General features: G+C 63.3%; 19 protein-coding genes, 1 tRNA gene and 1 pseudogene. 11 read left to right on the forward strand and 10 right to left on the reverse strand.

The genetic code is table 11. The features are described 5' to 3' along the window. Window positions 1-9: 9 nt before the first annotated feature. Window positions 10-372, reverse strand: a complete 363-nt coding sequence (locus tag IEW58_RS07770) for a c-type cytochrome (protein WP_188644605.1) — start codon at window positions 370-372, stop codon at window positions 10-12. Window positions 373-536: 164 nt separating this feature from the next. On the opposite strand from IEW58_RS07770, the gene IEW58_RS07775 reads away from it, so the two are divergent. The 3 genes from IEW58_RS07775 to IEW58_RS14190 all read left to right on the forward strand — a co-directional run bounded on the left by IEW58_RS07775 (window position 537) and on the right by IEW58_RS14190 (window position 1,614). Continuing rightward, a tRNA-Gln gene (locus tag IEW58_RS07775) sits at window positions 537-611 on the forward strand. A 327-nt stretch (window positions 612-938) separates the two neighbouring features. After that, a complete protein-coding gene (locus IEW58_RS07780; protein WP_188644606.1) occupies window positions 939-1,196 on the forward strand; it encodes a hypothetical protein in 258 nt (85 codons plus the stop codon). A 172-nt stretch (window positions 1,197-1,368) separates the two neighbouring features. Next, window positions 1,369-1,614 (forward strand): DUF2958 domain-containing protein, encoded by a 246-nt coding sequence (locus tag IEW58_RS14190; RefSeq protein WP_188644607.1) that lies wholly within the window; start codon window positions 1,369-1,371, stop codon window positions 1,612-1,614. Window positions 1,615-1,656: 42 nt separating this feature from the next. Here IEW58_RS14190 and IEW58_RS07790 read toward each other — a convergent pair whose 3' ends face one another. The 7 genes from IEW58_RS07790 to IEW58_RS07820 all read right to left on the reverse strand — a co-directional run bounded on the left by IEW58_RS07790 (window position 1,657) and on the right by IEW58_RS07820 (window position 9,465). Further along, window positions 1,657-2,256, reverse strand: a complete 600-nt coding sequence (locus tag IEW58_RS07790) for a HupA family protein (RefSeq protein WP_188644608.1) — start codon at window positions 2,254-2,256, stop codon at window positions 1,657-1,659. Window positions 2,257-2,579: 323 nt separating this feature from the next. Further along, window positions 2,580-3,359 (reverse strand): sulfotransferase family protein, encoded by a 780-nt coding sequence (locus tag IEW58_RS07795; RefSeq protein WP_188644609.1) that lies wholly within the window; start codon window positions 3,357-3,359, stop codon window positions 2,580-2,582. 10 nt (window positions 3,360-3,369) lie between these two features. Beyond that, window positions 3,370-3,597 carry a hypothetical protein gene (locus IEW58_RS07800; protein ID WP_188644610.1) on the reverse strand — a complete coding sequence of 76 codons (228 nt, stop codon included), beginning with the start codon at window positions 3,595-3,597 and terminating at the stop codon, window positions 3,370-3,372. Between the two features lie 3 nt (window positions 3,598-3,600). After that, entirely contained in the window at window positions 3,601-3,912 is a 312-nt protein-coding gene (locus IEW58_RS07805; RefSeq protein WP_188644611.1) for a hypothetical protein, read from the reverse strand. A gap of 148 nt (window positions 3,913-4,060) precedes the next feature. After that, the gene (locus IEW58_RS07810) at window positions 4,061-5,602 is read right to left on the reverse strand and encodes a winged helix-turn-helix domain-containing protein (protein WP_188644612.1); all 1,542 of its coding nucleotides are present in this window, start codon (window positions 5,600-5,602) and stop codon (window positions 4,061-4,063) included. A 40-nt stretch (window positions 5,603-5,642) separates the two neighbouring features. Further along, a complete protein-coding gene (locus IEW58_RS07815) occupies window positions 5,643-7,703 on the reverse strand; it encodes a TonB-dependent receptor (protein ID WP_229658496.1) in 2,061 nt (686 codons plus the stop codon). A gap of 781 nt (window positions 7,704-8,484) precedes the next feature. Next, window positions 8,485-9,465 carry an NAD(P)H-dependent flavin oxidoreductase gene (locus tag IEW58_RS07820; RefSeq protein WP_308419264.1) on the reverse strand — a complete coding sequence of 327 codons (981 nt, stop codon included), beginning with the start codon at window positions 9,463-9,465 and terminating at the stop codon, window positions 8,485-8,487. Window positions 9,466-9,579: 114 nt separating this feature from the next. On the opposite strand from IEW58_RS07820, the gene IEW58_RS07825 reads away from it, so the two are divergent. The 3 genes from IEW58_RS07825 to IEW58_RS07835 all read left to right on the forward strand — a co-directional run bounded on the left by IEW58_RS07825 (window position 9,580) and on the right by IEW58_RS07835 (window position 13,648). Beyond that, window positions 9,580-10,521 (forward strand): helix-turn-helix domain-containing protein, encoded by a 942-nt coding sequence (locus tag IEW58_RS07825; protein WP_188644615.1) that lies wholly within the window; start codon window positions 9,580-9,582, stop codon window positions 10,519-10,521. A 311-nt stretch (window positions 10,522-10,832) separates the two neighbouring features. Then, window positions 10,833-13,283, forward strand: a complete 2,451-nt coding sequence (locus tag IEW58_RS07830; RefSeq protein WP_229658497.1) for a PAS domain-containing protein — start codon at window positions 10,833-10,835, stop codon at window positions 13,281-13,283. Continuing rightward, complete coding sequence (locus IEW58_RS07835) at window positions 13,280-13,648, forward strand: response regulator (RefSeq protein WP_188644617.1); 369 nt, start codon at window positions 13,280-13,282, stop codon at window positions 13,646-13,648. Before IEW58_RS07830 ends, IEW58_RS07835 begins: the two co-directional genes overlap by 4 nt. 132 nt (window positions 13,649-13,780) lie before the next feature. On the opposite strand, the pseudogene IEW58_RS07840 reads toward IEW58_RS07835, so the two are convergent. Continuing rightward, window positions 13,781-13,915, reverse strand: a pseudogene (locus IEW58_RS07840) (bifunctional D-altronate/D-mannonate dehydratase); the annotation flags it as partial. A 9-nt stretch (window positions 13,916-13,924) separates the two neighbouring features. After that, window positions 13,925-14,983 (reverse strand): ATP-dependent DNA ligase, encoded by a 1,059-nt coding sequence (locus IEW58_RS07845; RefSeq protein WP_229658498.1) that lies wholly within the window; start codon window positions 14,981-14,983, stop codon window positions 13,925-13,927. 695 nt (window positions 14,984-15,678) lie between these two features. On the opposite strand from IEW58_RS07845, the gene IEW58_RS07850 reads away from it, so the two are divergent. The 5 genes from IEW58_RS07850 (at window position 15,679) to IEW58_RS07870 (ending at window position 21,225) form a co-directional block, all read left to right on the forward strand. Then, on the forward strand, window positions 15,679-18,033 hold the full coding sequence (locus IEW58_RS07850) for a heavy metal translocating P-type ATPase (RefSeq protein ID WP_188644618.1): 2,355 nt from the start codon (window positions 15,679-15,681) through the stop codon (window positions 18,031-18,033). Further along, complete coding sequence (locus tag IEW58_RS07855; RefSeq protein WP_188644619.1) at window positions 18,033-18,332, forward strand: hypothetical protein; 300 nt, start codon at window positions 18,033-18,035, stop codon at window positions 18,330-18,332. Before IEW58_RS07850 ends, IEW58_RS07855 begins: the two co-directional genes overlap by 1 nt. Further along, entirely contained in the window at window positions 18,329-18,718 is a 390-nt protein-coding gene (gene cueR, locus IEW58_RS07860; protein ID WP_188644620.1) for a Cu(I)-responsive transcriptional regulator, read from the forward strand. The genes IEW58_RS07855 and cueR overlap by 4 nt, the downstream gene beginning before the upstream one ends. Window positions 18,719-19,114: 396 nt before the next feature. Then, window positions 19,115-19,384: a hypothetical protein gene (locus IEW58_RS07865; protein ID WP_188644621.1), complete on the forward strand. Its 270-nt coding sequence runs from the start codon at window positions 19,115-19,117 to the stop codon at window positions 19,382-19,384. A gap of 62 nt (window positions 19,385-19,446) precedes the next feature. Further along, complete coding sequence (locus IEW58_RS07870; RefSeq protein WP_188644622.1) at window positions 19,447-21,225, forward strand: copper resistance system multicopper oxidase; 1,779 nt, start codon at window positions 19,447-19,449, stop codon at window positions 21,223-21,225. Window positions 21,226-21,478: the final 253 nt, after the last annotated feature.

Below are 21,478 nucleotides of genomic sequence, written 5' to 3' on the forward strand. Positions count from 1 at the left end.
GGCGGCCAGCTACTCCGCGTCAGGCTCGCCCCGGCGCAAAGTCAGCATGTAGGCGGCAAGATCGTCGATATGCTCGGCCGGGATCTCGAAGTACATTTCGTCCGGATAGTTCCGGTGATCCCTTAGCCACTGCGCGAGCTTCGCGGCATCCAGCCCGGGTGAGGCGGCGATCGCGGAAAAGCTCGGAGCATCGGGGCGCGGCGAGGTTTCACCGTAACCGACCGAGTGACAATCGGAGCAGCGGTTCTGCGCAAACCGCTGCCCCCGCCATTCCGGGGAGCTTCTGACCAACCCGTTCGCGGGGTCCACCGACGGAACGGGTTGGCAGGCGCCGAGCACGATAGCGAACAATAGCGGGATCGCGACCTTCATCGCCTCACGCTACGCCCGAGTCCCTTGGTGTGGAAGGGGCAATGCGAAGGCAGGCCGGGGCGGCAGGATTGGCCTTGCGGCCATCTCCGCCGCTGTCGCGGCTCCGATTTCAAAACCTGCGGACTTTCTTTCCGGAAAGGTGACGCTATAGCGCGCCGGTCTGCTGGGGCGTCGCCAAGTGGTAAGGCACCGGTTTTTGGTACCGGCATTCGCAGGTTCGAATCCTGCCGCCCCAGCCAGCTTCGTCGCAACTCATTACCAGCAATAGATTTTTTGACGGAGCCTGTAGCACGGTGGGGTTTTGCTACAGGATCCTGCTACTGTGGGCGCATGGGTTCGGTCCCAAATACAGTGCGACGGCGAGGGATCTTTCACTTCCGTCGTGCTGTCCCCACAGTGCTTCAAGAACTCTTCAACCGAGTTAAACGTGCAGTCTGCGGACGTCGCCGCCGCTCGCCGCCTGTCGCGTACTCTTTACGTCTGCACTGAGGAACTGTTCGAAAATTCCCTGCAGCAACTGTTCCGCGAGCATCTGCTGGCCAAATCTGTGATGATTTGCGGCAACTATGCCGAGGCCTACTTTGCTGGTCGCGCCGCGCCTCAACCACCTCGTGCAGAACAGCGCGTCACTCTACGCCAGCTCCCCCGCCAAGCCGACCACGGGACAGGTGCCCTTGATCAACGTCGAACTCGGGCTGCTGGTCGATATGTTCGGCTGGTCGGGCGCTCACGAGCACGCCGCTGCGCTCAACGGGCGTTATCTGGACTGGGGCGGGGTGGACAAACTCGTGCGCGCGGCGCTCAAGGCCACGAGCAAGACGTGACAGACCGAGCAAGCCGCACCGGCCAAGCCGGCGGTTATTCGCAGCTCTAAGCCGAAGGGGGCCTGATACGTGGCGGGCGGCGCGCCCTGCGTTAATCGACGAAGCCTCCTTCGCACATCTCCTCCCCAGCGGTCACTGCACCGCCGACAGGTAGACCGTCGCCCCCTGTCCGGTGATCAAGCAGTTCACTCCCGACGCGGGCGCTACCTGGCTCCTGACCGAGATCGACCCCGACGATGAAGACCGCGCCTTCGGGCTGTGCGATCTTGGCCAGAGCTGGGCTACGTTTCGCCTCAGCGAACTCGAAGACCTACGTGGATCCGCGGCGGAGCGGCCGAGCGCAATCCCTAGACGCTGGTCGCGGCCGTCGTTCCCTTCGAATCGGACGCTAGATTTTTCACTTGCGGCACCAATCTAGCGCGGACCCCGCCGAAAAATCCTGCAGCCGTTTGCCACCGTATCAGGGCTGCCTTGTGCCGGAGAATATGCTGATTGTTTGCCCAGATTTCAAAACGGTGAGCGCGATGAATTCCTCGCCGCTCGGGCCCATGAACATGCCCTGGATTGTGCCCTCAGGCGATCCATCCGGCGGTAGCAGACGGCCGCTGAAGCTCGCGCCGTCCGCGCTGATCACAACCTCTTTCAGTTGGCTGGACAGGGTCGGGCCGTTCACGAAGAACGGGATCGTGCCGGTAATTGCTTTCGTCGCGTAATCGGCGTGGAAGGCGAAGCCCTTGTCGTTGTACGACATCGCGTAATCGGCCGCGCCACTTGCGGGAAGTGCGCTCGGCGGGGTTGGAATGCCATATGCAAACGTCAGCAGCAGAGTGGACTGTGATTGGTTCGCTTCGGGGGCACTGACAAAGTACCCTTGCATCACATATTGCTGAAGCTTCTCCGCTACGATTGGTCGGACCAGCTGGCATATGCCGCCCAGCACATCGAAGGTCACGTCAACCAGTTCACCGCGGAAGGACCCGCCTACGGTGCGCGGAACGAGTTTTCCTTCGCCGAGCGTCGGAAGCTTGAGAAAAAGGCGGTTGGGCGCCTCAAACCGCATGCTGTGCCCAGGCTGAGACGTTAGTGAACCGGCTTCTGGAATGAAGTCCCAACCGCTTCCGCGCCCGCGCTCAGAATACCCGAGGGAGGCGAAAGCCTGCGAGCTCGACGCTCCGAGAGTGCCGAACGATCCCACATTCGGCGGTGGGGTCGGGGTCGGGGTCGTGGTCGGGGTCGGGGTCGGAGTGGGCGCGGGGGTTGGGCCTGAGCTGGTCGGTGGCGGAGAGCTACTATCTCCTCCGCCACATCCGGTCAGTAACACGGCTCCCACACCGACGAGCGCATCGCGTCGACTCAGTTGCACCATAAGTCACCTCCTGCTGATCACCCTGTTCGAGGACTCCGCGGAGGTGAATGATGGCGACCCGATGGGTTGCCGATGTTGTGCCGATGATTGGCTCCCGCGCCGGTTCGCGAGGCGAACGCGCGGTCGCGCATCTGCTCGATGTAGAGGCGCGCGAAGACCTCGCGCGTCTGCGGATCCCGCGAAACCGTGCCCGCCCCATTTGCGGCGCCGAGCTCGGCGCGGCTGTTAATGTGGGGAAAAGGCCGGCTGGGGACGGGCACACCCAAAAAGTTGCTCAGTGGCTCCCAACCCTCGCGAACGTCGAATTGGAGGATGCGCTCCGGTGCAATCCCTTCGATCACCGCGCGGTTACGCGCCCGATACCAACTGGTCACGAACTCCTTGTCGGCGACATCGCCGCCGATCGGGTCGTAGACGGTGGCCTGCATCAGCGCGCCAAGCGGCGTGCCATCGTGTGCCTGTTGCATCCAGGGCGACAAGATCGTCGTCGAAACCGAATCGAACCAGGATTCTGGCTCCCGCGTCGTCAGCACCACCTTGGCATCGGGATAGAAGGCTGCAATTTCGCGCCAGTAAGTGGCTGAGGGGTAGTCGCTGGTGGAGGCGAATCCGTCGAATATCGCGTCCCATTGTGGGCGCCCCCTTACCGCCTCGAGCCAGAGGGGCACCTGTTGCCGTTCGGCCGCGAAGACTTCGGTCATGTGATGGCAAGGCCCGAACCCGAGCGCCTCGAGCGCGAACTTCATCGACAGCGTCGCGTTGCGGCCCAACCCTGCGGCGATGACCCTGATCGTCATGCGGTTGCCGTCATTGGCCGGACCGCGCCGTAGACGACTGACAGTCCGCTTGCCGTACCGCGAAGTCGAGCAACTGCCGAATGTTGGCTCGCTCGCGCAGCAATCTGGTGCGGTCGTCCGAGTCCAGGCAGGTCTCGAGCCGAGCCGTGATTGCCGTGATCTCGCGTTCGCACACCGCGGCGATCCGGGCCGATTTGGACGCGCTCGCCGACGCGCCATGGGACGTTTGTTCGATCACGCCCTATTGCCGGCGCTTGAACCATTCGCTCGCGATCACCTCGCGGCGGTGGTCGGTGAGATACCAATAGCCGTCGTCCTCATCGTATTCGCAGGTGAATGCGCGAGTCATGAAGCTGCGTGCTTCGCCCAGGCTCGAGAAGAGATCAGGCCGCAAGGAAAACTGTCGCTCCGCGTCGTCATTGCTGAGCCGCGCATTTTCCGCCTCGCATTCGCCCCGCGTGGGAAACGGGGTCGGGGTGTAGATGTGATTGGCCGCCGCCGGGCTGGCGAGAAGCGTGGCCGCCAGAATGGCGGAAGGGATAGGCCTTTTCATCAAAGACTCCTGTAATGGTCTTCCGAAACATGCGGTCGACTGACAGGTACCGGCTCCGGACGCACACCGGCCATGATGGCGTCCCGACGAACAGCCGATGTTTTGCTGATGATTGTGGGATCGCGGGGTTTTTCCGCTCAGGGGCGGCCTAGAGGCTGAGCGAGCCTTTGACGAAAGGATCGGGTTCGACGCCGCGAGCTTTCCAATAGGCTAGGTGACCGGTGCGCCGACACAGCTCCGTGAACCGCGCATCGGCGCGCAAGTTGGCGCAAGCCGGCACGAAAACGAACTGGGTCCGCCCCCAAACCGGCCCGGAGTAGAGGTCCCGGACCAGCAAACCTCGGGCACCTTGGACGAAACGACCCTTCTGGGTCAGCAACCCGTCGGCAACGCCGTAAGCCATATCGACCAGGCCAAGGTACGAAAACGCCATCACCGCATTCGCGGCCATTCCGGGCGATTGTGTGGCAGCGGCCATCATCGCAGGTTCTGCCCTGCGCGCGCCATCCGCGGTGTGGTCAGCGATCGCCTCGATCGTCGCGCGCCAGGCGGCGATTGTCCCTTGATGAAGGTCGCCCGGCCTTCGCTGATCATCATAGAGCAGGGAGCGAGCTGCTTCCGGTCTGCCAGTAAAGGCCAGCGTGATCATCCGCGCGTTCCATACACTCGGATTTCCGGGCCAGAGTTGGAGCGCGCGGTTGGCGACTTGGTCGGCCTTGGCGAGGTCGCCGAAAATCCAGTGCTTCATCGCACGTCGCGCCTGATGCGCGGGGTTGAACGGCTCAACTGCGATGGCGCGCTCGTTGAAGCGGAGCGACTCACGGCAGCGCCCCATGCCCTGATAGAATAGCGTAAGCTGGGCTAGTGCGAGCGCGCACTCGGGAGCATCGCGGATTATGTCTAGCAGTGTGACTTCGTAGGTGACCCAATCGTCGAGATCGAGCCGCTGGCTTGCCATCACCGCACGCGCATTAGGCTCTCGCGGATGGAGGTCGAGAGCACGTTGCGCCGCCACGAGCGATGCAGGCTGGCTTGTTTCGACGGCAGCGAGCCACCCCCACGCATCCGCCCGCTCGGGATCCGCCATGACGACCTGGCGAAATAGCGAAGTCGCGCGCTCGCGCGATTGCGGCTCTCCAGAGGCTTGCAACATCCGGCCACGTTCGACCAGCGCATCGAGTTCGCGATCGCGCTGTAATGACCGATAAAGAGCGCCGGCGGCGACGGCAGCGACAGTCAGTGCCGCTCCGCCCGCGAGGAGGGCTCTGCGCCGCACCGGCTGGGATGCGGCCTGGTGTGCTGCGACGGGCGCCGTGCGTAGGGTGGCATCAGTACTCTTCAAACGGTAGCCGACACGCGGCACGGTCTCGATCTCGATGTCGCCACCGGTCACTACCACCAGCCTGCGTAACTCGCCGACCGCGCGATTGATCGCGTCGTCGCCGACGATGAGACCGTCCCAGCATTGATCGAGGAGAACTTCGCGCGAAAGCACCGACCCTTGTGCGTCCGAAAGGGCGAGCAAGACGCGGATCACTCGCGGCTCTCCTTTCGCCGCACCGTCAGGCCCTTCGATCGTGAGCAGTGACGGCCGGACTACCAGATTGCCGAGGTGAAAATCCTCACGCTCCGCCAACGGCCTGGCGCTCGTCCGCCGCCCTGGCGCCAGATGAGGATCAGCGTTGTTCATCGCCGCACGATTAGCGAAAGGACCGGAGATGCGCGAGGGGTCAGAACCGCATGTCCGCCGACAAGCCGAACTCGCGTGGATCGCCGGCGGTCGCCAGCCGGGAGCCCGGTCCGCTGTGATAGGTCAGGTAGAAGGCGTTCAGTGCATTGTGCAGGTATGCGGAGACGGTGAGAGGTCCGTGGGTCCAATTGGCGCCGGCATCGACCACCTCCGCCCCGGCAACACGGCGGGCCGGATCGTTCAGATCATCGCTGAAATAACCGCTGTGATGACGCGCCCGGAGCGAAAATCGCAGCGCATTGGTTGGACGCCAATCGGCGGCAAGCGATGCGGTCAGGTGTGGCGAAAGCTGGAATTCGTTGCCGAGCAGCGGATCCGTCGGCGAGAGCGTACGGGTCAACTTGGTGCGCAGGATACCGACCCCGCTGGAAAGCGTAAGTCGTGGCGTGGCCCGCCAACTCCCCTCCAACTCCGCGCCGTAGTTATAGCCGGCGAGCGCATTGCCGACCTCCGCTATCGTTACGACCCCGCCCGGAGTGATTATTTGACGCTGTAGCGTGCGCTGCAAGTTTTCCTGGTCGTAATAGAAGGCATTGATTGACGCCGTGAATGACCTGCCGGGCGGCGCGGCGCGGAGGAACAGTTCGTAGTCCCACAGCGTCTCCGCGCCAAAGGTCTGCACCACCCTCCGGCGCGCGTCCAGGCTCACTCCGCCCGGGTTGTACGCCCGTTGGACCAGAGCGCCGCCCCTCACCCCGTCGAATACTTCCCAACTCGCGCTGATCTTGGGAAGCATACGTTCGAATCGTTGATTGTAATCGATCGACTGCGGCAGCCCCGCGCCGGCTCCAAGCGTGCCGATGCGGTCCTGACCATCGCGCTGATAACGGACCCCTGCGGTGAGGGTCAGACGTTGCACCGGTTGCCACTCGCCTTGGCCAAACAACCCGAGCGACGATTGGCGGTCGTAAAACTCGCCTCGCCCCAACTGCGCGGCGCGCAAGTCGATGCGCTGTTCCAGCTTCGACCTCGTGATGTTCGCGCCCGCGAGCAGGCTCAGGGATGGGGCAGGTCGCCAGGTCAAAACTCCCTCGGTCCCTGCATCGCGACCGGTGACGCGGGTTACGCCGAAGCCTGGCGGCGCGGTGCGGCGGATCAGGGCGTCGCCGCCTGTGGTGGTCAGCTTCGCGCTCCAGCCGGTCGCGAAATCCCATACGCCTTCGATTACGCCAGAATTGGTGCGAACATCGAAGAAGCCGTATGTTGCTTCCGGGTCGCGCCGCTCCTTGAAGGGTTCGCGCACACCTTCAAACTGCGGCGCGGCCGAACGGTTGTGCGTGGCCGTGGCCGACACCTGAAGGCCCGGCAACGCGGTAGGCGTGGCGAGCAGTTTTAGGCGAACGACGGCGTAGCGGTCGCGGTTGTAACTTATCCCGGTTCCGGGCGCGGTGATCACGCTGGCCGGTCGGCTGGTCCGAAAGTCCGCAGACAATCGCATGGCGACGGTATCGGCGATGATGGGTCCTGACACCGTGGCCGAGACTTGGCGCGTGTCATAGTTGCCAACAATACCGCGGGCGCGCGCTTCCAACTGGAAAGTCGGCGCGCGGGTATAGGCGAAAATCGCACCAGCAATCGCGTTACGACCCTGCGTGGTGGTTTGGGGGCTGCGGTACACTTCGATCCGTTCGAGATCCCACAGATTGGTCACACCGTAGGCAAGCTCATTGTACGTGACCGGTCGGCCGTCGATCTGCAAAGTTACACGCGGCCGGTTGCCGCTGAGAAATGCCGGAAGATCGCGCAAGGGGCCGTTCCCGTCCTGGCCGCGGATTGTCGGGCCTTCGCTTCCAGATCCGAGGCGGACGTTGGCAAGGCTCGACAAGATGTCCTCGAGCCGCGGGCTGCCGATAGCATCCTCCAGTTCTTCTCCGGTGATCACGACCAGGCTCGAAGGAGTTTCAGCGGCCGTGCGTTGCACCCGCTCACCGGTAACTACCAGTACCGGCTCGGCCCCCTTTGCCAGAGTCCCGAAGCAGAGCGCAGGCACAAGGAAGATCAGGCCTGAGAGGCGGGCGGCCAGGGCGACACGTAAATTCAAAGGACGATCCCTGGCGTGGAGAATCTCGACGCTGCTCGGGTCACCCAAACGCCCTTTCTCGTTACATTTGGAGCTATAGCGCACCATGCACTACGCCGAAAGAATGCAGTACTTGTGATTGGTTAGGTGCACGGGGACTATCGCGTAGCTGCCATCCGTTCGATCGCGCACTGACGACAGCTTTAGGCACGAAGGGCAAACCGCTCGAATGACAGGGAGGGGCCGCGCAGCCGACGTTGCTAACTCGTCACCGCAACTTCAACCTCGGTAAAATGAACTAAGCCTCGCGACACCAAGCGAGGCGGCCTTGTGAAACTCAGCATCTTCGAGCGCATCACCAACCAGATCGTCGATACGATAGAGTCAGGCGCGGGCGATTCCATCATGCCTTCATCGCGTCGGCAAGGCGCTGGACTGTCCGACCAATGCCATCACCGGCGGGGCCTACCGCGGGCTCAACGTCTTGAGCCTGTGGATCGTCGGAGAGATACCCTCAAGTGTCCAGCTTGCGGCAGGCATGTCTCAGTAATCGCCCCTGTTTTGCACGGATAGCGGGCAAACAAAGAGATTGGAAAGGCCGTGTACAGAGGCGGCGATTCAGCCGGAAAGCGCCGCGAACTTCGCCCCCCGTGACCAACTGCAACAGTGAACTGCTACAGAGAAATCTCGAGCGGCGCCGCTTGAAAGGCCAAGAATGGCGGAATTGCTGGGGTGCGGATTTCTGGCTAAGGCTCCTGCCGCCCCAGCCAGGCTATCGGACAACGTAGCGAATCGAGCGCGTCTAGCCTGCGATCTGGTTGATCCGGGCGCGGGTCGCCTCTGCCTGCGCCATGATGTTCGCGACGAGCTGCTTGCAGGTCGGGATGTCGTGAACCAGCGCCTGGCTTTGCCCAGAGCTCCAGATGCCGCCGTCCATGTTCCCTTGGCCGTAGACGAGGTCGCGCCCCCGTGCCCCGGCCATAAGATGCTTCACTTCCTCGAACGTGGTGTCGGGATTGCGCTGGATCGTCGCGACCTCCTCTGAAACCGCGTTGCGGGCGACGCGCGCGGTGTTGCGGAAGGGACGCCCGACGAGGACGGTGTCGAGTTCGGTATTCTCGACGATCTTCTGCTTCACGTTCGGATGGATGGCCGCCTCCTGAGTGGCGCAGAAGCGCGTGCCCATGTTGACCGCGTCCGCCCCCAACGCGAGCGCGGCGATCAGGCTGCGCCCGTCCGCCATCCCGCCGCTGGCGACGATCGGCACGTCTGGCAGCGCGTCCACCGTGGCGGGCAGAAGCACGACCAAGCCGACATCGTCTTCGCCCGGGTGCCCTGCGCATTCGAAGCCGTCGATGCTGATGACATCCACGCCCTTGCGTACGGCGCTCTCGGAATGGCGGACGCTGGTGCACTTGTGGATCACCTTGACCCCCGCTTCCTTGAAGGCGGGCAGATGGTCGGTCGGTGCACGGCCCGCGGTCTCGACGATCTTGAGCCCGCTCTCGATTATCGCTTCGCGGTACTCGTCGTAAGGGATCGGATTGATCGAGGGGAGGAGCGTGAGGTTCACTCCGAACGGCTTGCTGGTGAGCGAGCGGACCTTGTCGATTTCCTCCTTCAGCGCAGCGCCCGAGGGGAACATGTGCGCCGTGATGAAGCCAAGCGCTCCCGCCTCGGCCACAGCCGCGACCAGCTCTCCGTAACCGACGCCGGTCATCCCGCCCATCAGGATCGGTGTATCGATGCCGAACATCTCGGTAATCCGGGTCTTGAAGGCCACGTTGCTCTCTCCCATCCGCTTTACGTTTGCGTCAACCTGCCGCCCGGCGGGGCATCTGGCAAGCGATTCGAGCCGACTGGACAGCCGCGCGGGGTTGAGACACAAACATCAGCGATGGCGGGGGACAATTCGGCTCAGGTCGCGGACGACGCTTTGCGGGCCCGCAAGCTCACCCGGGCTGGGCTGGTAAGGGTCGAGTTGATACCTCCCCCCGCCTCTGCCTCACCGTTCGTCACCACCTTCTTTCGCGTGCAGTGCGACGAGACTGAAATCCGCGACGTGCAGCCCTCGTCCATCGGGCTGGTGGCGGTGATGGCCCGCGGCAGCGGCCACATGCACTTCCTGGACGGACGGGTCGAGGCCAGCCACCCTCTGATGGTGCTGACGCCGACCAGCGCGGCGACCACTTTCGAGGTGGCAGGGCCATGGGACGCATTCGGCGCCATGCTGAGCCCGGCCGGATGGGCCGCGTTGACAGGCCTGTCCGCGACTGTTCACGGCAACCGGATGATGGCGGCCGCCGACGTGCTTCCGCCGCGCCTGGTGGCCGCTTGCGAACGCTTGCGTGAAGAGTTCGGCTCTCTGGAAAACCATCAGATGGCCGACCTGCTGTGCGAAGCTCTCATGCCATCCTTGCGCCGGCTGCCGCCGGGGCATGCCGAACTGATCGGCACTGTAGCCGAATGGCTCGCGCAGTCGCTGTCGCCAGAGCTTGCCGAACTGTTCGCGCGCTGCCGCTACGGCGAGCGCCAGGTCCAGCGACTGGTAGAGCGCTATTTCGGGTTGGCTCCGAGAACACTGGCGCGCAAATATCGCGCCCTGCGCGCGGCCGTCCTGCTATCGCGCCCGGGCGTCACCGCCGACGACATTGCCGCGGTTCAGGACCACTTCTACGATCAACCTCACATGATCCGCGAGATGCGGCTGTTTGCGGGCCGGACCCCCGCGCGCATTGCCGATCCAGATACGCCTTACCTTTCGGCTTTTCTCGATCTTCGGGATTTCAGCGAGGGTGGATCGCGCATGGCACCAATCCCGGACGACTTGCGCGCCTGAAACCCCAGCACTTTTATCCGAAGCGGCTCGGCAATTTATCAAGTCGCCGCAGCAAGTCATTGAAAGACTGGTCTTGTTGAACCGAATAGACCTGCTTCAGGCTACTCTGGAGCATGATCAGGTGCGCATCGAGACGCGACCTGGAGCGTAAGTCTGGCTGGTAATGCATGATACACCTGTTTCAACGCCAAGCGCCGTTAAGCAGATGAAGTTCCAAACTTAACTTCGGATCGAAAACGTTGCAGCGATGCAACAACCGCTCGCGTATGGAATGGCGACCCGATATAGCAGCGGCGATGAGGTCCCCGCCCTTGGACGAATTTCGCAACAGCAAGGGTCCGGTAGCGGATTTGATGCGGGTCCACGATTGGTCCGCTTCCCCCCTTGGCAACCCCGCCGGCTGGCCGCGCACGCTGCAGCTGGTGGTGGAGCTGATGCTTTCCTCCAAGTTCCCCATGTTCGTCGCCTGGGGGCCGAAGCTCGGGTTTCTCTACAACGATGCCTACTCCGAAATCCTGCAGGAGAAGCATCCCGCTGCACTGGGCCGGCGGTTCGATGATGTCTGGCGGGAAATCTGGCCCGATGTTTCGCCCCTGGTCGATGCGACCCTGAAAGGAGAAGCGGTATACCGGGAAAACCTCCCGCTCCTCATGAACCGGAAGGGGTTCGAGGAGGAAACCTGGTTCACGTTCTCCTATTCTCCCGTGCGCGACGAGCAGGGCGAGATTGCCGGCCTGTTCTGTGCGGTTGCCGAGACCACAACCGCGGTCGTTGCCGAGCGCAACCTTCGTGATAGCGAATCGCGCTTAAGGCTTGCCATCGATGGAGCGCGGATCGGTACATGGGACTGGGATCTCAAGACATCCCGGGGGACATGGTCGCCCCGAACGATGGAAATACTCGGCTCCGACGTCGGGGAGAACATCACCCTCGACCAGCGCATAGCCACAATCCATCCGGATGATCGTGAACGGGTCTGGCAGGAATACAAGGACGCGCTCAAGGCCCACGGGGATCTCGTCAGCGAATACCGGGCGGTCCGGCCGAACGGCGAGGTGCGCTGGATTTCTTCGCGCGGAGCGTTCGAGCGGGACGCGGAACGATGGGCCGTCCGCACCGCGGGCATCGTCATCGACATCACCGAGAGCAAGGTGGCCGAGACGGCGCTACGCGAAAGCGAGGCGCGTTTTCGCCTGATGGCCGACGCGGTCCCGCAGATCGTGTGGATCACCGACGCCCAGGGCCGTGCCGAGTTCTTCAACAAGCAGTGGGCCAATTACACGGGCATCGATCCGGCGCCGTCTTCGGTCGAGAGAGCAGCGGACCACATTCACCCCGACGACGCAGGAGCCACGCTCGCCGCGTTCCAGCAATGCACCGTCAGCGGAGAGCCCTTCCGCGTCGAACACCGGATTCGCTCGCGAACGGGCGAATACCGCTGGTTCCTCGTAAGAGCGGAAGCCTATCGCGATCCCGTGACCGGCAAAATCGCGCGCTGGTTCGGCGCGTCCGTCGATATCCACGACCGAAAGCTCGCCGAGGCACGCCTCCACCTCCTCAACGAAAATCTCGAGGACCAGGTCGCGGAGCGCTCGGCCGAGCGTGAGCGGCTGTGGAACCTGTCGCAGGACATGCTGGCCCGGGCCGATTTCAGCGGGATGATGTCCGCTGTAAGCCCGGCATGGGGCAGAGTACTTGGATGGAGCGAAGCTGAACTGCTCGCGCGTCCCTACCGCAGCCTGATCCATCCGGACGACCTGCCCGCGACGATGGCTGCCATCGACGACATGGACCGCTCGGGGCAACCGGCCCGCTTCGAGAACCGGATCGCGACCAAGAGTGGCGAATTCAAGCCCATCGAGTGGACTGTCACGCCCGAACCGGACGGCAAGAACTTCATCGCCGTCGGGCGGGACCTGACCGACAGCAAGATGCGGGAAGTGGAGCTGGAGAGGACGCAGGAGGCTCTTCGCCAGGCGCAGAAGATGGAGGCGGTGGGGCAGCTCACGGGCGGTCTCGCGCACGATTTCAACAACCTCTTGATGGGAGTGTCAGGCGCTCTTGAGCTGATGTCCCGCAGGTTGCAGCAGGGGAGAGCCGACGAGGTTGGACGCTATATCGAGATGGCGGAAGCAGGCGTTTCGCGCGCCGCGTCGCTCACCCATCGTCTGCTGGCTTTTTCCCGCCGGCAGACGCTGGACCCGCAGCCAACCGACCTTGGGCAGGTCATCGGCAACATTCTCGACCTGCTGAAGCGATCGGTCGGCCCCACGATCCGCATCGACGCCAGCGGAGTGGAAGCGGTGTGGCCCACGCTGCTCGATCAGAACCAGTTCGAGAACGCGCTCCTTAACCTGAGCATCAATGCGCGCGACGCGATGCCCAACGGCGGAGTAATCCGGATCGGGGCCGAAAATTGGTCGGCCGGTGTGGCGGACGAAAGCGATCCGGAACTGAACCTGGGCGATTATGTCAGGGTATGGGTAACAGATTCTGGCGAAGGCATGAGCCAGGAAACGATTGCACGCGCATTCGATCCCTTCTTCACAACCAAGCCGATCGGGGAAGAACCGGGCTTGGCCTGTCGATGGTGTACGGGTTCGTCCGCCAATCCGGAGGCGAAGTTAGGATCACCTCCATCCCGAGCGAAGGGACAAGAGTCGACCTTTATTTCCCGCGGTCAGCAAGGGTACAGCTGGCCGGGGCCAAGGATGAAGCCGCGGGATCCCTCCCTGTTCGAACCGAAGCCGGAACGATCATGATCGTTGATGACGAAGCGGTAATCCGCTCTCTCGTCGGCGAGGAGCTGGGCGATCGCGGGTATACCACGCTGGAAGCGAACGACGGAATCGAGGCTCTGTCGCTGCTCGATGACAGCGGTCCCATCGATCTGCTGATCACCGACGTCGGCCTGCCCAATGGATTGAACGGGCGACAGCTGGCGGATGCTGCGCGGGTTCGCCAGCCAGGCCTCCAGGTCCTTTTCATCACCGGTTACGCGGAGACTTCGGTAATCGGGGACACCCAACTCGATCCGGGTATGCACGTTCTGACAAAGCCGTTCGAAATGGACGTGCTGGCAAACCGGGTGATGGACCTGATGGCCCGCAACCAGGCCGCCAACTGACGCGGGGCGCGCCGCGCGTCGTCAATCCGCTCAGTAAGCTATCGAGATCCGGGATCGCGCCCCGCCGCATGATCGTCCACTGGGCAACCTGGTGGCCCTTGACCGCCGAGTCCGCCGGCGACAGGCCGTTAAGGCGGCCACCGCCAGTTCGCGGCCGTTGAGGGTCGCGTCGCCGATCCCGTAAATGCCTTGGTCGGTCTCTATCCTGAGGGTGACGAAGTTGCGTCCCGGACACGTGACGATCACCCTTGCCGACTGGATTTTCATACGGTGCTCCTAGCCTGGCACTCCGGAAAGAACGGTCTCCAGCTCTGCCGGTCCGAGTTCGGCGGATAGCTGGTCTAAGGTGCACTGGGTGGGGGACTTGTCAGGTCGCCAGCGAAGAAAGGTCGTGCCGTGGCGAAAGCGGCCTCCGGTCACCTGGTCGTAGCGGACTTCGGCAACGAGCTTCGGCTCGACCGCCATCCATTCGCTGCTTCGCCCGTTCTTCGACCATCGGCTGGCTCCGCCTGGCGCGCTGCCCGTGAAGGCAGAGGCGCCTTTCAACGGCTCCAGCAGCGCGCGGAGCTCCGCTCGCTGGTCCTCGTTGAACGACGAGGTGAAACCGACATGGTGGAGAAGCCCTTCCCCGTCATGGAGACCCAGCAGAAGCGATGCGATCTTGGTTCCCTTCGCGTCGTAGCGGAAACCGCCGATCACGCAGTCGGCCGTGCGCTCGACCTTGTGCTTGAACATGGCGCGTTCGCCTGGCTGGTAAGCCTGATCGCGGCGCTTGGCGATGACGCCGTCCAGTGCTCCGCCGCTTCGGGCAAGCCAATCGCGAGCGACGTCCGCTTTCAGCGTGACCGGGGAGAGCATGATCGATTCTGGCAAGCCGGCGGCGAACTTCTCCAATGCAGCGCGGCGGTTCGCGAGCGGCTCATCGATGAGCACTTGTGAGCCAAGCTGGAGGCAGTCGAAAAGCATGAGCTGCGCAGGCGTTTCTCTCGAAAGGCGTTCGATGCGTGAGGCCGCCGGGTGAAGGCGGCTCTGCAGCGCGGCGAACGACAGCACCCCGTTGATCGGCAGGACGATCTCCCCGTCTACGACGAATTGCTTCTGGCGCACGCTGCCGAGCGCTGCCGCCAGTTCAGGGAAATAGCGATGCAGCGGCTTTCCCGACTTGGACATAAGCGCGACATCCGCGTGATCGCGGAAGACGAGGCAGCGGAAGCCGTCCCACTTGGGCTCGTACTGCAGGTCATCGCCCTGCGGCAGATGATCCACCAACCGCGCCTCCATCGGCGGAGTGGAGAGTGGAATCTCCAGGCCATCCATGGAGCGCACGGTGTTCATAGCGGGTTTCGGGAGCGCGACGGGTGCATCGGGACGGGAAACGCACCGGGGCCCCGGACTATCCCGGGGGCCCCAATCCTTCTCACATGGCTCCCGCACACCGCGGCGCCCATCAGCGCAGTCTGGCGAGGATCGTTGACGCCTACCCTCCAATCGGCACTCCGACGAAAGCAGGTTCAGGCAATGTTGTGGCGGTGAAGGCAGTCAGTCAGCAACCGGTCTCCGAACAGCGACTGCTTTGCGCCCCCATTGCGGAAGTCTAGAGCGCGAGCAACCTTCCCCTCCAAAGCTGCCATTGCAAGGGACGCCCCTAGTCTGGCGCGATGCGTCGCTACCAGTTATCATGCGAATGGTCGCGAGCGGCTGGTCCGCAAGTTTTGAGGATCCGACATGAGAACTTGCCTCATCTCCCTGGCGCTGATGTCCCTCGCAGGATGCGCGACGACATCTAGCCGAAGCGCCGCTGGACTCTCTTACTGTCAGAAGATGGAGCGGGAGATGGGCACAGCCCACGTCCACGATCATGCCGAAGAAAAGGGCATGGGACTCAATCCGATGAATGTGACACATGCGCGTTGTCGGAGCATGCTCGGAATAAGATAACTTCGCGGCGCCTTCCGAATAGCGCTTGACCCTGACACGGTGTCAGACTCCATTGTCGATTGTGACGAGTCGCATCGATGAAGGGACTGGCAATGGCTAATAGTTGCCACAGCGCTGACGGCATGCACCACGGGCACGATAGCGACGGGGAAGGAGCGCTCGTAACGGATCCGGTCTGTGGGATGAAAGTGGACGCCCGCACGGCTGAACATCGGCACGAGCATGGCCGCACTGTTCACTATTTCTGTAGCGCAGGATGCCTTCAGAAATTCACGGCTGACCCGTCCAAGTATCTGATCGCGGAGCGACCGGACCCCGCCGTGATCGCTGCAGCGCCCGGCACGATCTGGACCTGCCCGATGCATCCGGAAATCCGGCGCGATGGGCCGGGAAGCTGCCCAATCTGCGGCATGGCGCTCGAGCCTCTTGAGCCGACGCTCGAGGAGGGACCCAACCCCGAACTCGCCGACATGACAAGGCGGTTCTGGATCAGTGCCGTGTTCACCGTGCCGCTGGCGCTGCTCGTGGTTGCGCAGGAGCTCATAGGCATCGAGCTGCTGCCCATGCGCACGTTCGTGTGGGTTCAATTCGTCCTGGCCACGCCAGTAGTACTGTGGGGCGGCTGGCCATTCTTTGAGCGGTTCTGGGCTTCTCTCAAGACCCGCAAACTCAACATGTTCACCTTGATCGGCCTCGGTATCGGGGTTGCCTATGGCTACAGCGTCGTCGCGACACTCGCGCCAGATGATTTTCCAGCCTCGCTGCGCACGATGGGCGGGCTCGTCCCCGTCTATTTCGAGGCGGCGGCGGTCATCACCACGCTGGTTCTGCTCGGGCAAGTGCTTGAGCTGCGAGCCCGGTCGGCCACCGGGCAAGCGATCCGTTCCTTACTCGGACTGGCCCCGAAGACGGCGCGCCGGGTCCATCCCGACGGGTCCGAGGAGGATATTCCTCTCGATCACGTGCAGGTGGGCGATCTCCTGCGCATTCGACCGGGCGAAAAAGTGCCGGTCGATGGCTTGGTGTCCGACGGCCGCAGTTCGGTCGACGAGTCTATGATCAGCGGTGAACCGGTCCCGGTCGAAAAGACCGCTGGCGACCGCGTGATCGGTGCGACGGTCAACGGGACAGGCAGCCTCGTGATGAAGGCCGACCGGGTGGGGCGGGACACCGTTCTTTCCCAGATCGTGCGCATGGTGGCCGAAGCGCAGCGTTCGCGAGCACCGATCCAGGCGCTGGCTGATAAGGTATCTGCATGGTTCGTGCCTGCGGTGGTGCTGGTCGCGCTCATTGCGTTCGCGGTGTGGAACTTCGTCGGCCCCGAGCCGCGAGTGGCGCACGCCTTGGTCAACGGGGTTGCGGTCCTGATCATCGCCTGCCCTTGCGCTCTCGGTCTCGCCACCCCGATGTCGATCATGGTCGGCACGGGGCGCGGCGCGATGGCCGGCGTTCTCGTCAAGAACGCCGAAGCACTCGAACTTATGGAGAAGATCGACACCCTGGTGGTGGACAAGACCGGAACGCTGACGCTGGGCAAGCCCAAGCTTGTCGGGGTTACGGCTTCTGGCGATTTCGTCCAAGATGATGTCCTCAAACTTGCCGCAGCGCTCGAACGCGGCAGTGAGCATCCGCTGGCGGCGGCCATCGTCGAAGGAGCGCAGGAGCGAGGCCTTGCTATACCTGTCTCTTCCGATTTCCAGTCGCACACCGGCAAGGGTGTGAGCGGGAAGGTCGGTGGCCGCGCGGTGTTCCTTGGCAACAAGGCGATGCTGGCGGACAACGGCATCTCGACCCAAGCTTTGGAAGGCAAGGCCGACGAGCACCGGGCCGATGGCGAGGGGGTGATGTTTCTCGGCGTCGATGGAGCACTGGCCGGGCTCGTCGTGGTGGCCGATCCGATCAAGGAAAGCGCCGTGGAAGCAGTCGCGGAGCTCCGCCGGGCAAATATCCACGTCGTGATGATGACCGGCGATAATCGCCGCACCGCCGAAGCGGTCGCGCGGCGCGTGGGAATCGACGAAGTCCTGTCGGAAGTGCTTCCCGACCAGAAGCAGGCGAAGGTGGAGGATCTGCGCCGGGCCGGGCGCCGGGTGGCCATGGCAGGTGACGGCATAAACGATGCGCCCGCGCTTGCAGCTGCCGACGTCGGCATCGCGATGGGAACCGGAACCGACGTGGCTATGGAAAGCGCCGCGGTGACGCTCGTGAAGGGCGACCTAAGCGGGATCGTCCGCGCGCGGCACCTAAGCCGAGCGACGATGCGCAACATCCGCCAGAACCTTTTCTTCTCGTTCGTCTTTAATGCCGCAGGCGTGCCGATCGCAGCCGGGGTTCTCTACCCTTGGTTCGGCATACTGCTCAGCCCGATCATTGCCGGGGCAGCGATGGCCTTCAGCTCGGTGGCGGTCATCGGCAATTCGCTCCTGCTCAAGAAGGTGCGACTGTGATGGCGGCCATTGGCATGGAGAGGGACCGCACGCTAACGATGCTGGGTTCGCTATCCTCGATCGGAGCGGCCGTTGCGGGGGTGGGCGTTGGGATCCTCTTCGCTAGCGAGCTTGCACCCGTGGCATGGCCTGCTCTCGCCATCGGGGTGATCGTCCATCTTTACGGAATGGTAGGCGGGGTGAGAGTTCGCGGACGGCATGGCTATCGCCCCGGATCGCTAGAGACTGCCGGTTTTTGGGCCTGTTGGGCGATCGTTGCCGGATTGCTCGTCTACGCTGCCATCGAGCTGGCGGCATGAAGATCGGTGAAGCCTCATCGGCCTCCGGGATCAGCCCGAGGATGATCCGCCATTACGAAAAGATCGGACTGATGCCTGCGGCGATCCGGCGCGATTCCGGTTATCGCGACTACGATGAGGACGATGTTCACACCCTGCGCTTCATCGGACATGCTCGTGACTTGGGTTTTCCGACCGATGAGATTGCCCAGTTGCTCGCGCTGTGGCGCGACCGGGCCCGGTCAAGCGCCGACGTGAAAACGTTGGCGCTCGCTCGCGCAGCTGAACTCGAGCGCAAGGCGCGCCAGCTCGATGAAATGCGTGAGGCACTTGTCGCGCTTGCGACGCAGTGCCATGGAGACAGCCGTCCCGATTGCCCGATACTGGGCGGACTAGAGGCGATTTGATGCGGGTCAATGCGGCCAAGCGCGGGATGAAGCAAAAGCGCGGCATGTTCGCTGCGCTCATACGACTGCTCATGATCGCGTCGTTCATTCTCATGCCGCTTAGCATGTTGGGAACGCCGGCCGTGGCGGTCGAACACGCGCCTGCCGCCGCATCCGTTCCCTGCGAAAGCCACGGCGAGCCATCCAAGGCTCAGCACGAGAACCGCGCACACTGCGCTTCTTGTGTCGGGATTGCACAGCCCCAGACACCCTTGCCGCCGGCCATTCTCCAGCTGGCTCCCGACTTGAACGAGGGTGCTACCCCATTCCTGCTAGGGCATCTCAACGACGTGGCAACGCCCCCTCCGAAGGCCGCCTGAAGTTCGCTTTCGCCAACTTCAATTTCGGAGAACAGACATGCTGAAATATATTCTGGGCGCTGCGGCGCTGACGTTTGCCGCCCCCGTCTTCGCCCAATCCGCTCCCGTGGCTGACCCACATGCCGGCCATGCCCAGCATGCGCAAGCCGCGCAAACTGAGCAGCAGGGTGGACACGCCGGTCACGCAGCCATGATGATGGATTGCTGCAAGAAGTGCTGCGAAGACAGCAAGGCCGATGCCAAGATGGACTGCTGCGACAAGCCCAAGGAGGGCGCGCCTGAAGCGCCTGCCGGGCACCAGCACTGATATCCTGAAACTCCGGGGCGCCGCGCAGAGCGGCGCCCGTCTTTCTTCCAGGGATAATGCACATGAGTAATGCTTTGCCGCTGTCCCGGCGGCGGTTTGTTATGGGTAGCGCTGCGCTTGCCGGGCTGGCGGGCGCTGTTCCCGCTTGGGCGAAGACCACCAGCCATGGGTCGGCCGCCAAGGGATTCGACACGCTGACGGGTCCCGAAATCGACCTTGCGATCGCTGCTTCCGACTTTCTCGTTAACGGAAGGACCGGTCATGCGGTCACCATCAACGGGTCGGTCCCAGCCCCTTTGATTCGACTGAAAGAAGGCCAGAACGTCCGTCTTCGAGTGACCAACCATCTAGACGAGGACACTTCGATCCATTGGCACGGCTTGATCGTGCCATTCCAGATGGACGGCGTGCCGGGGGTGAGCTTCCCTGGGATCAAGCCGCATTCGACTTTCACCTACGAATTCCCCGTCAGGCAAGCGGGCACCTATTGGTATCACAGTCACAGCGGGCTTCAGGAGCAGCTGGGCCATTACGGACCGATCGTCATCGATCCGGCCGATGCCGATCCTGTCGCACACGACCGCGAGCATGTGCTCGTGCTCTCCGATTGGAGCTTCCTGCATCCTCACACGATCTTCACCCGGCTGAAGCAGGAAGGCGGCTTCTTTAACCGGCAGAAGCTGACCCTCGCCGACCGCTTGAGCGGCAAGAACCAGCACTTGTCACCCGCAGACCGCGAGATGTTTGCGCGCATGCGGATGGACCCCACCGACATTTCGGACGTGACGGCCGCGGCCTACGATTTCCTGATCAACGGCCATAGCCCCGCCGAGAACTGGACCGGTCTGTTCCGGCCCGGTGAACGCGTGCGGCTGAGGATCATCAACGCGGCAGCGCAGACGACGTTTAACCTGCGCATCCCCGGTCTGCCGATGATTGTCGTCGCGACGGATGGCATCAACGTGCGTCCGGTCGAGACCGACGAGTTCCAGATCGGCAATGCCGAAACCTACGACGTGATCGTCCAGCCGGGCGACCAGCCATACAGTATCGTCGCGGAGGCGATCGACCGGTCCGGCATGGGTGTGGCGACCCTGGCTCCCCGCGCCGGAATGCGCGCCGCAGTCCCGCCTCTAAGAGAGCGGCCGACGCTAGACATGACCGACATGGGCATGAGCATGGACCACTCAGCCGCTCCTGCGACCGACGGAGCGGTCGATCATGCAGCGATGGGACATGGCGGTGACGCCCCGACTGCGAACCCGCCGGCGATGGACCACGGCAAGATGGATATGCGCGACGCCTCCAGCGTCGATTTCGCCGTCGGTCCCGCCGTGGATATGATTGCGCCGATGCCGATGGACCGCACCGGGCATCCTGGCGTCGGTCTCGACGATGTCGGCCACCGCGTGCTCACCTACCGGGACCTCGTATCTTTGAAACCGCGTTCCGATACGCGAACGCCGACCCGCATGGTCGAAATTCACCTAACCGGAAACATGGAGAGGTTCATGTGGTCGCTCGATGGGGAACGGCTTTCGGAGAACCCCGAGCCGTATCGCTTCGCCCGGAACGAGCGAGTGCGAATGCGGCTGGTGAACGACACCATGATGACGCACCCCATGCACCTCCACGGCCACTTCTGGGAACTCGTGAACGGCCAGGGGATCCATCAGCCCCTCAAGCACACCGTCCGCGTGCTGCCGGGTGGTTATGTCGATCTCGATCTCACGGCCGATGCCCCCGGCGACTGGGCGTTTCACTGCCATCTGCTCTACCACATGCACGCCGGAATGATGCGCATCGTGAAGATCCGGCCGATGGAAGGAGAGGGGGCATGAAGGCTCTTCTTCTCCTGTTGGTGGCTTTCGCGGCAGGACCGGCGATGGCCCAATCGGCTGCTGCACCGGCGGGTGCGCAGGCAGCCGCATCTACCTGTCTCCCCGAACACGCCGCCATGGGTCACTGCAGTCTGCCAGCCCCCGCTGCTCCGGTTTCGGCACCGGCGCCAAAGCCTGCGCCGGTTTGCCTGCCCGAGCACGCAGCCATGGGCCACTGCACTTTGCCGGCCTCGCCTGCCCCGAGCCCCGCACC

Source organism: Tsuneonella deserti (genome assembly GCF_014644315.1).
Classification (GTDB): domain Bacteria; phylum Pseudomonadota; class Alphaproteobacteria; order Sphingomonadales; family Sphingomonadaceae; genus Tsuneonella; species Tsuneonella deserti.

Bases quoted from the DNA above. Each gene is read 5' to 3' on its own strand.
- IEW58_RS07870 (WP_188644622.1), top strand. From the start codon at position 19,447: ATGAGTAATGCTTTGCCGCTGTCCCGGCGGCGGTTTGTTATGGGTAGC.
- IEW58_RS07855 (WP_188644619.1), top strand. From the start codon at position 18,033: ATGGCGGCCATTGGCATGGAGAGGGACCGCACGCTAACGATGCTGGGT.
- cueR (WP_188644620.1), top strand. From the start codon at position 18,329: ATGAAGATCGGTGAAGCCTCATCGGCCTCCGGGATCAGCCCGAGGATG.
- IEW58_RS07805 (WP_188644611.1), bottom strand. From the start codon at position 3,912: ATGAAAAGGCCTATCCCTTCCGCCATTCTGGCGGCCACGCTTCTCGCC.
- IEW58_RS07835 (WP_188644617.1), top strand. From the start codon at position 13,280: ATGATCGTTGATGACGAAGCGGTAATCCGCTCTCTCGTCGGCGAGGAG.
- IEW58_RS07810 (WP_188644612.1), bottom strand. From the start codon at position 5,602: ATGAACAACGCTGATCCTCATCTGGCGCCAGGGCGGCGGACGAGCGCC.
- IEW58_RS07845 (WP_229658498.1), bottom strand. From the start codon at position 14,983: ATGAACACCGTGCGCTCCATGGATGGCCTGGAGATTCCACTCTCCACT.
- IEW58_RS07795 (WP_188644609.1), bottom strand. From the start codon at position 3,359: ATGACGATCAGGGTCATCGCCGCAGGGTTGGGCCGCAACGCGACGCTG.
- IEW58_RS07865 (WP_188644621.1), top strand. From the start codon at position 19,115: ATGCTGAAATATATTCTGGGCGCTGCGGCGCTGACGTTTGCCGCCCCC.
- IEW58_RS07780 (WP_188644606.1), top strand. From the start codon at position 939: ATGCCGAGGCCTACTTTGCTGGTCGCGCCGCGCCTCAACCACCTCGTG.
- IEW58_RS07850 (WP_188644618.1), top strand. From the start codon at position 15,679: ATGGCTAATAGTTGCCACAGCGCTGACGGCATGCACCACGGGCACGAT.
- IEW58_RS07790 (WP_188644608.1), bottom strand. From the start codon at position 2,256: ATGCGGTTTGAGGCGCCCAACCGCCTTTTTCTCAAGCTTCCGACGCTC.
- IEW58_RS07770 (WP_188644605.1), bottom strand. From the start codon at position 372: ATGAAGGTCGCGATCCCGCTATTGTTCGCTATCGTGCTCGGCGCCTGC.
- IEW58_RS07825 (WP_188644615.1), top strand. From the start codon at position 9,580: ATGGCGGGGGACAATTCGGCTCAGGTCGCGGACGACGCTTTGCGGGCC.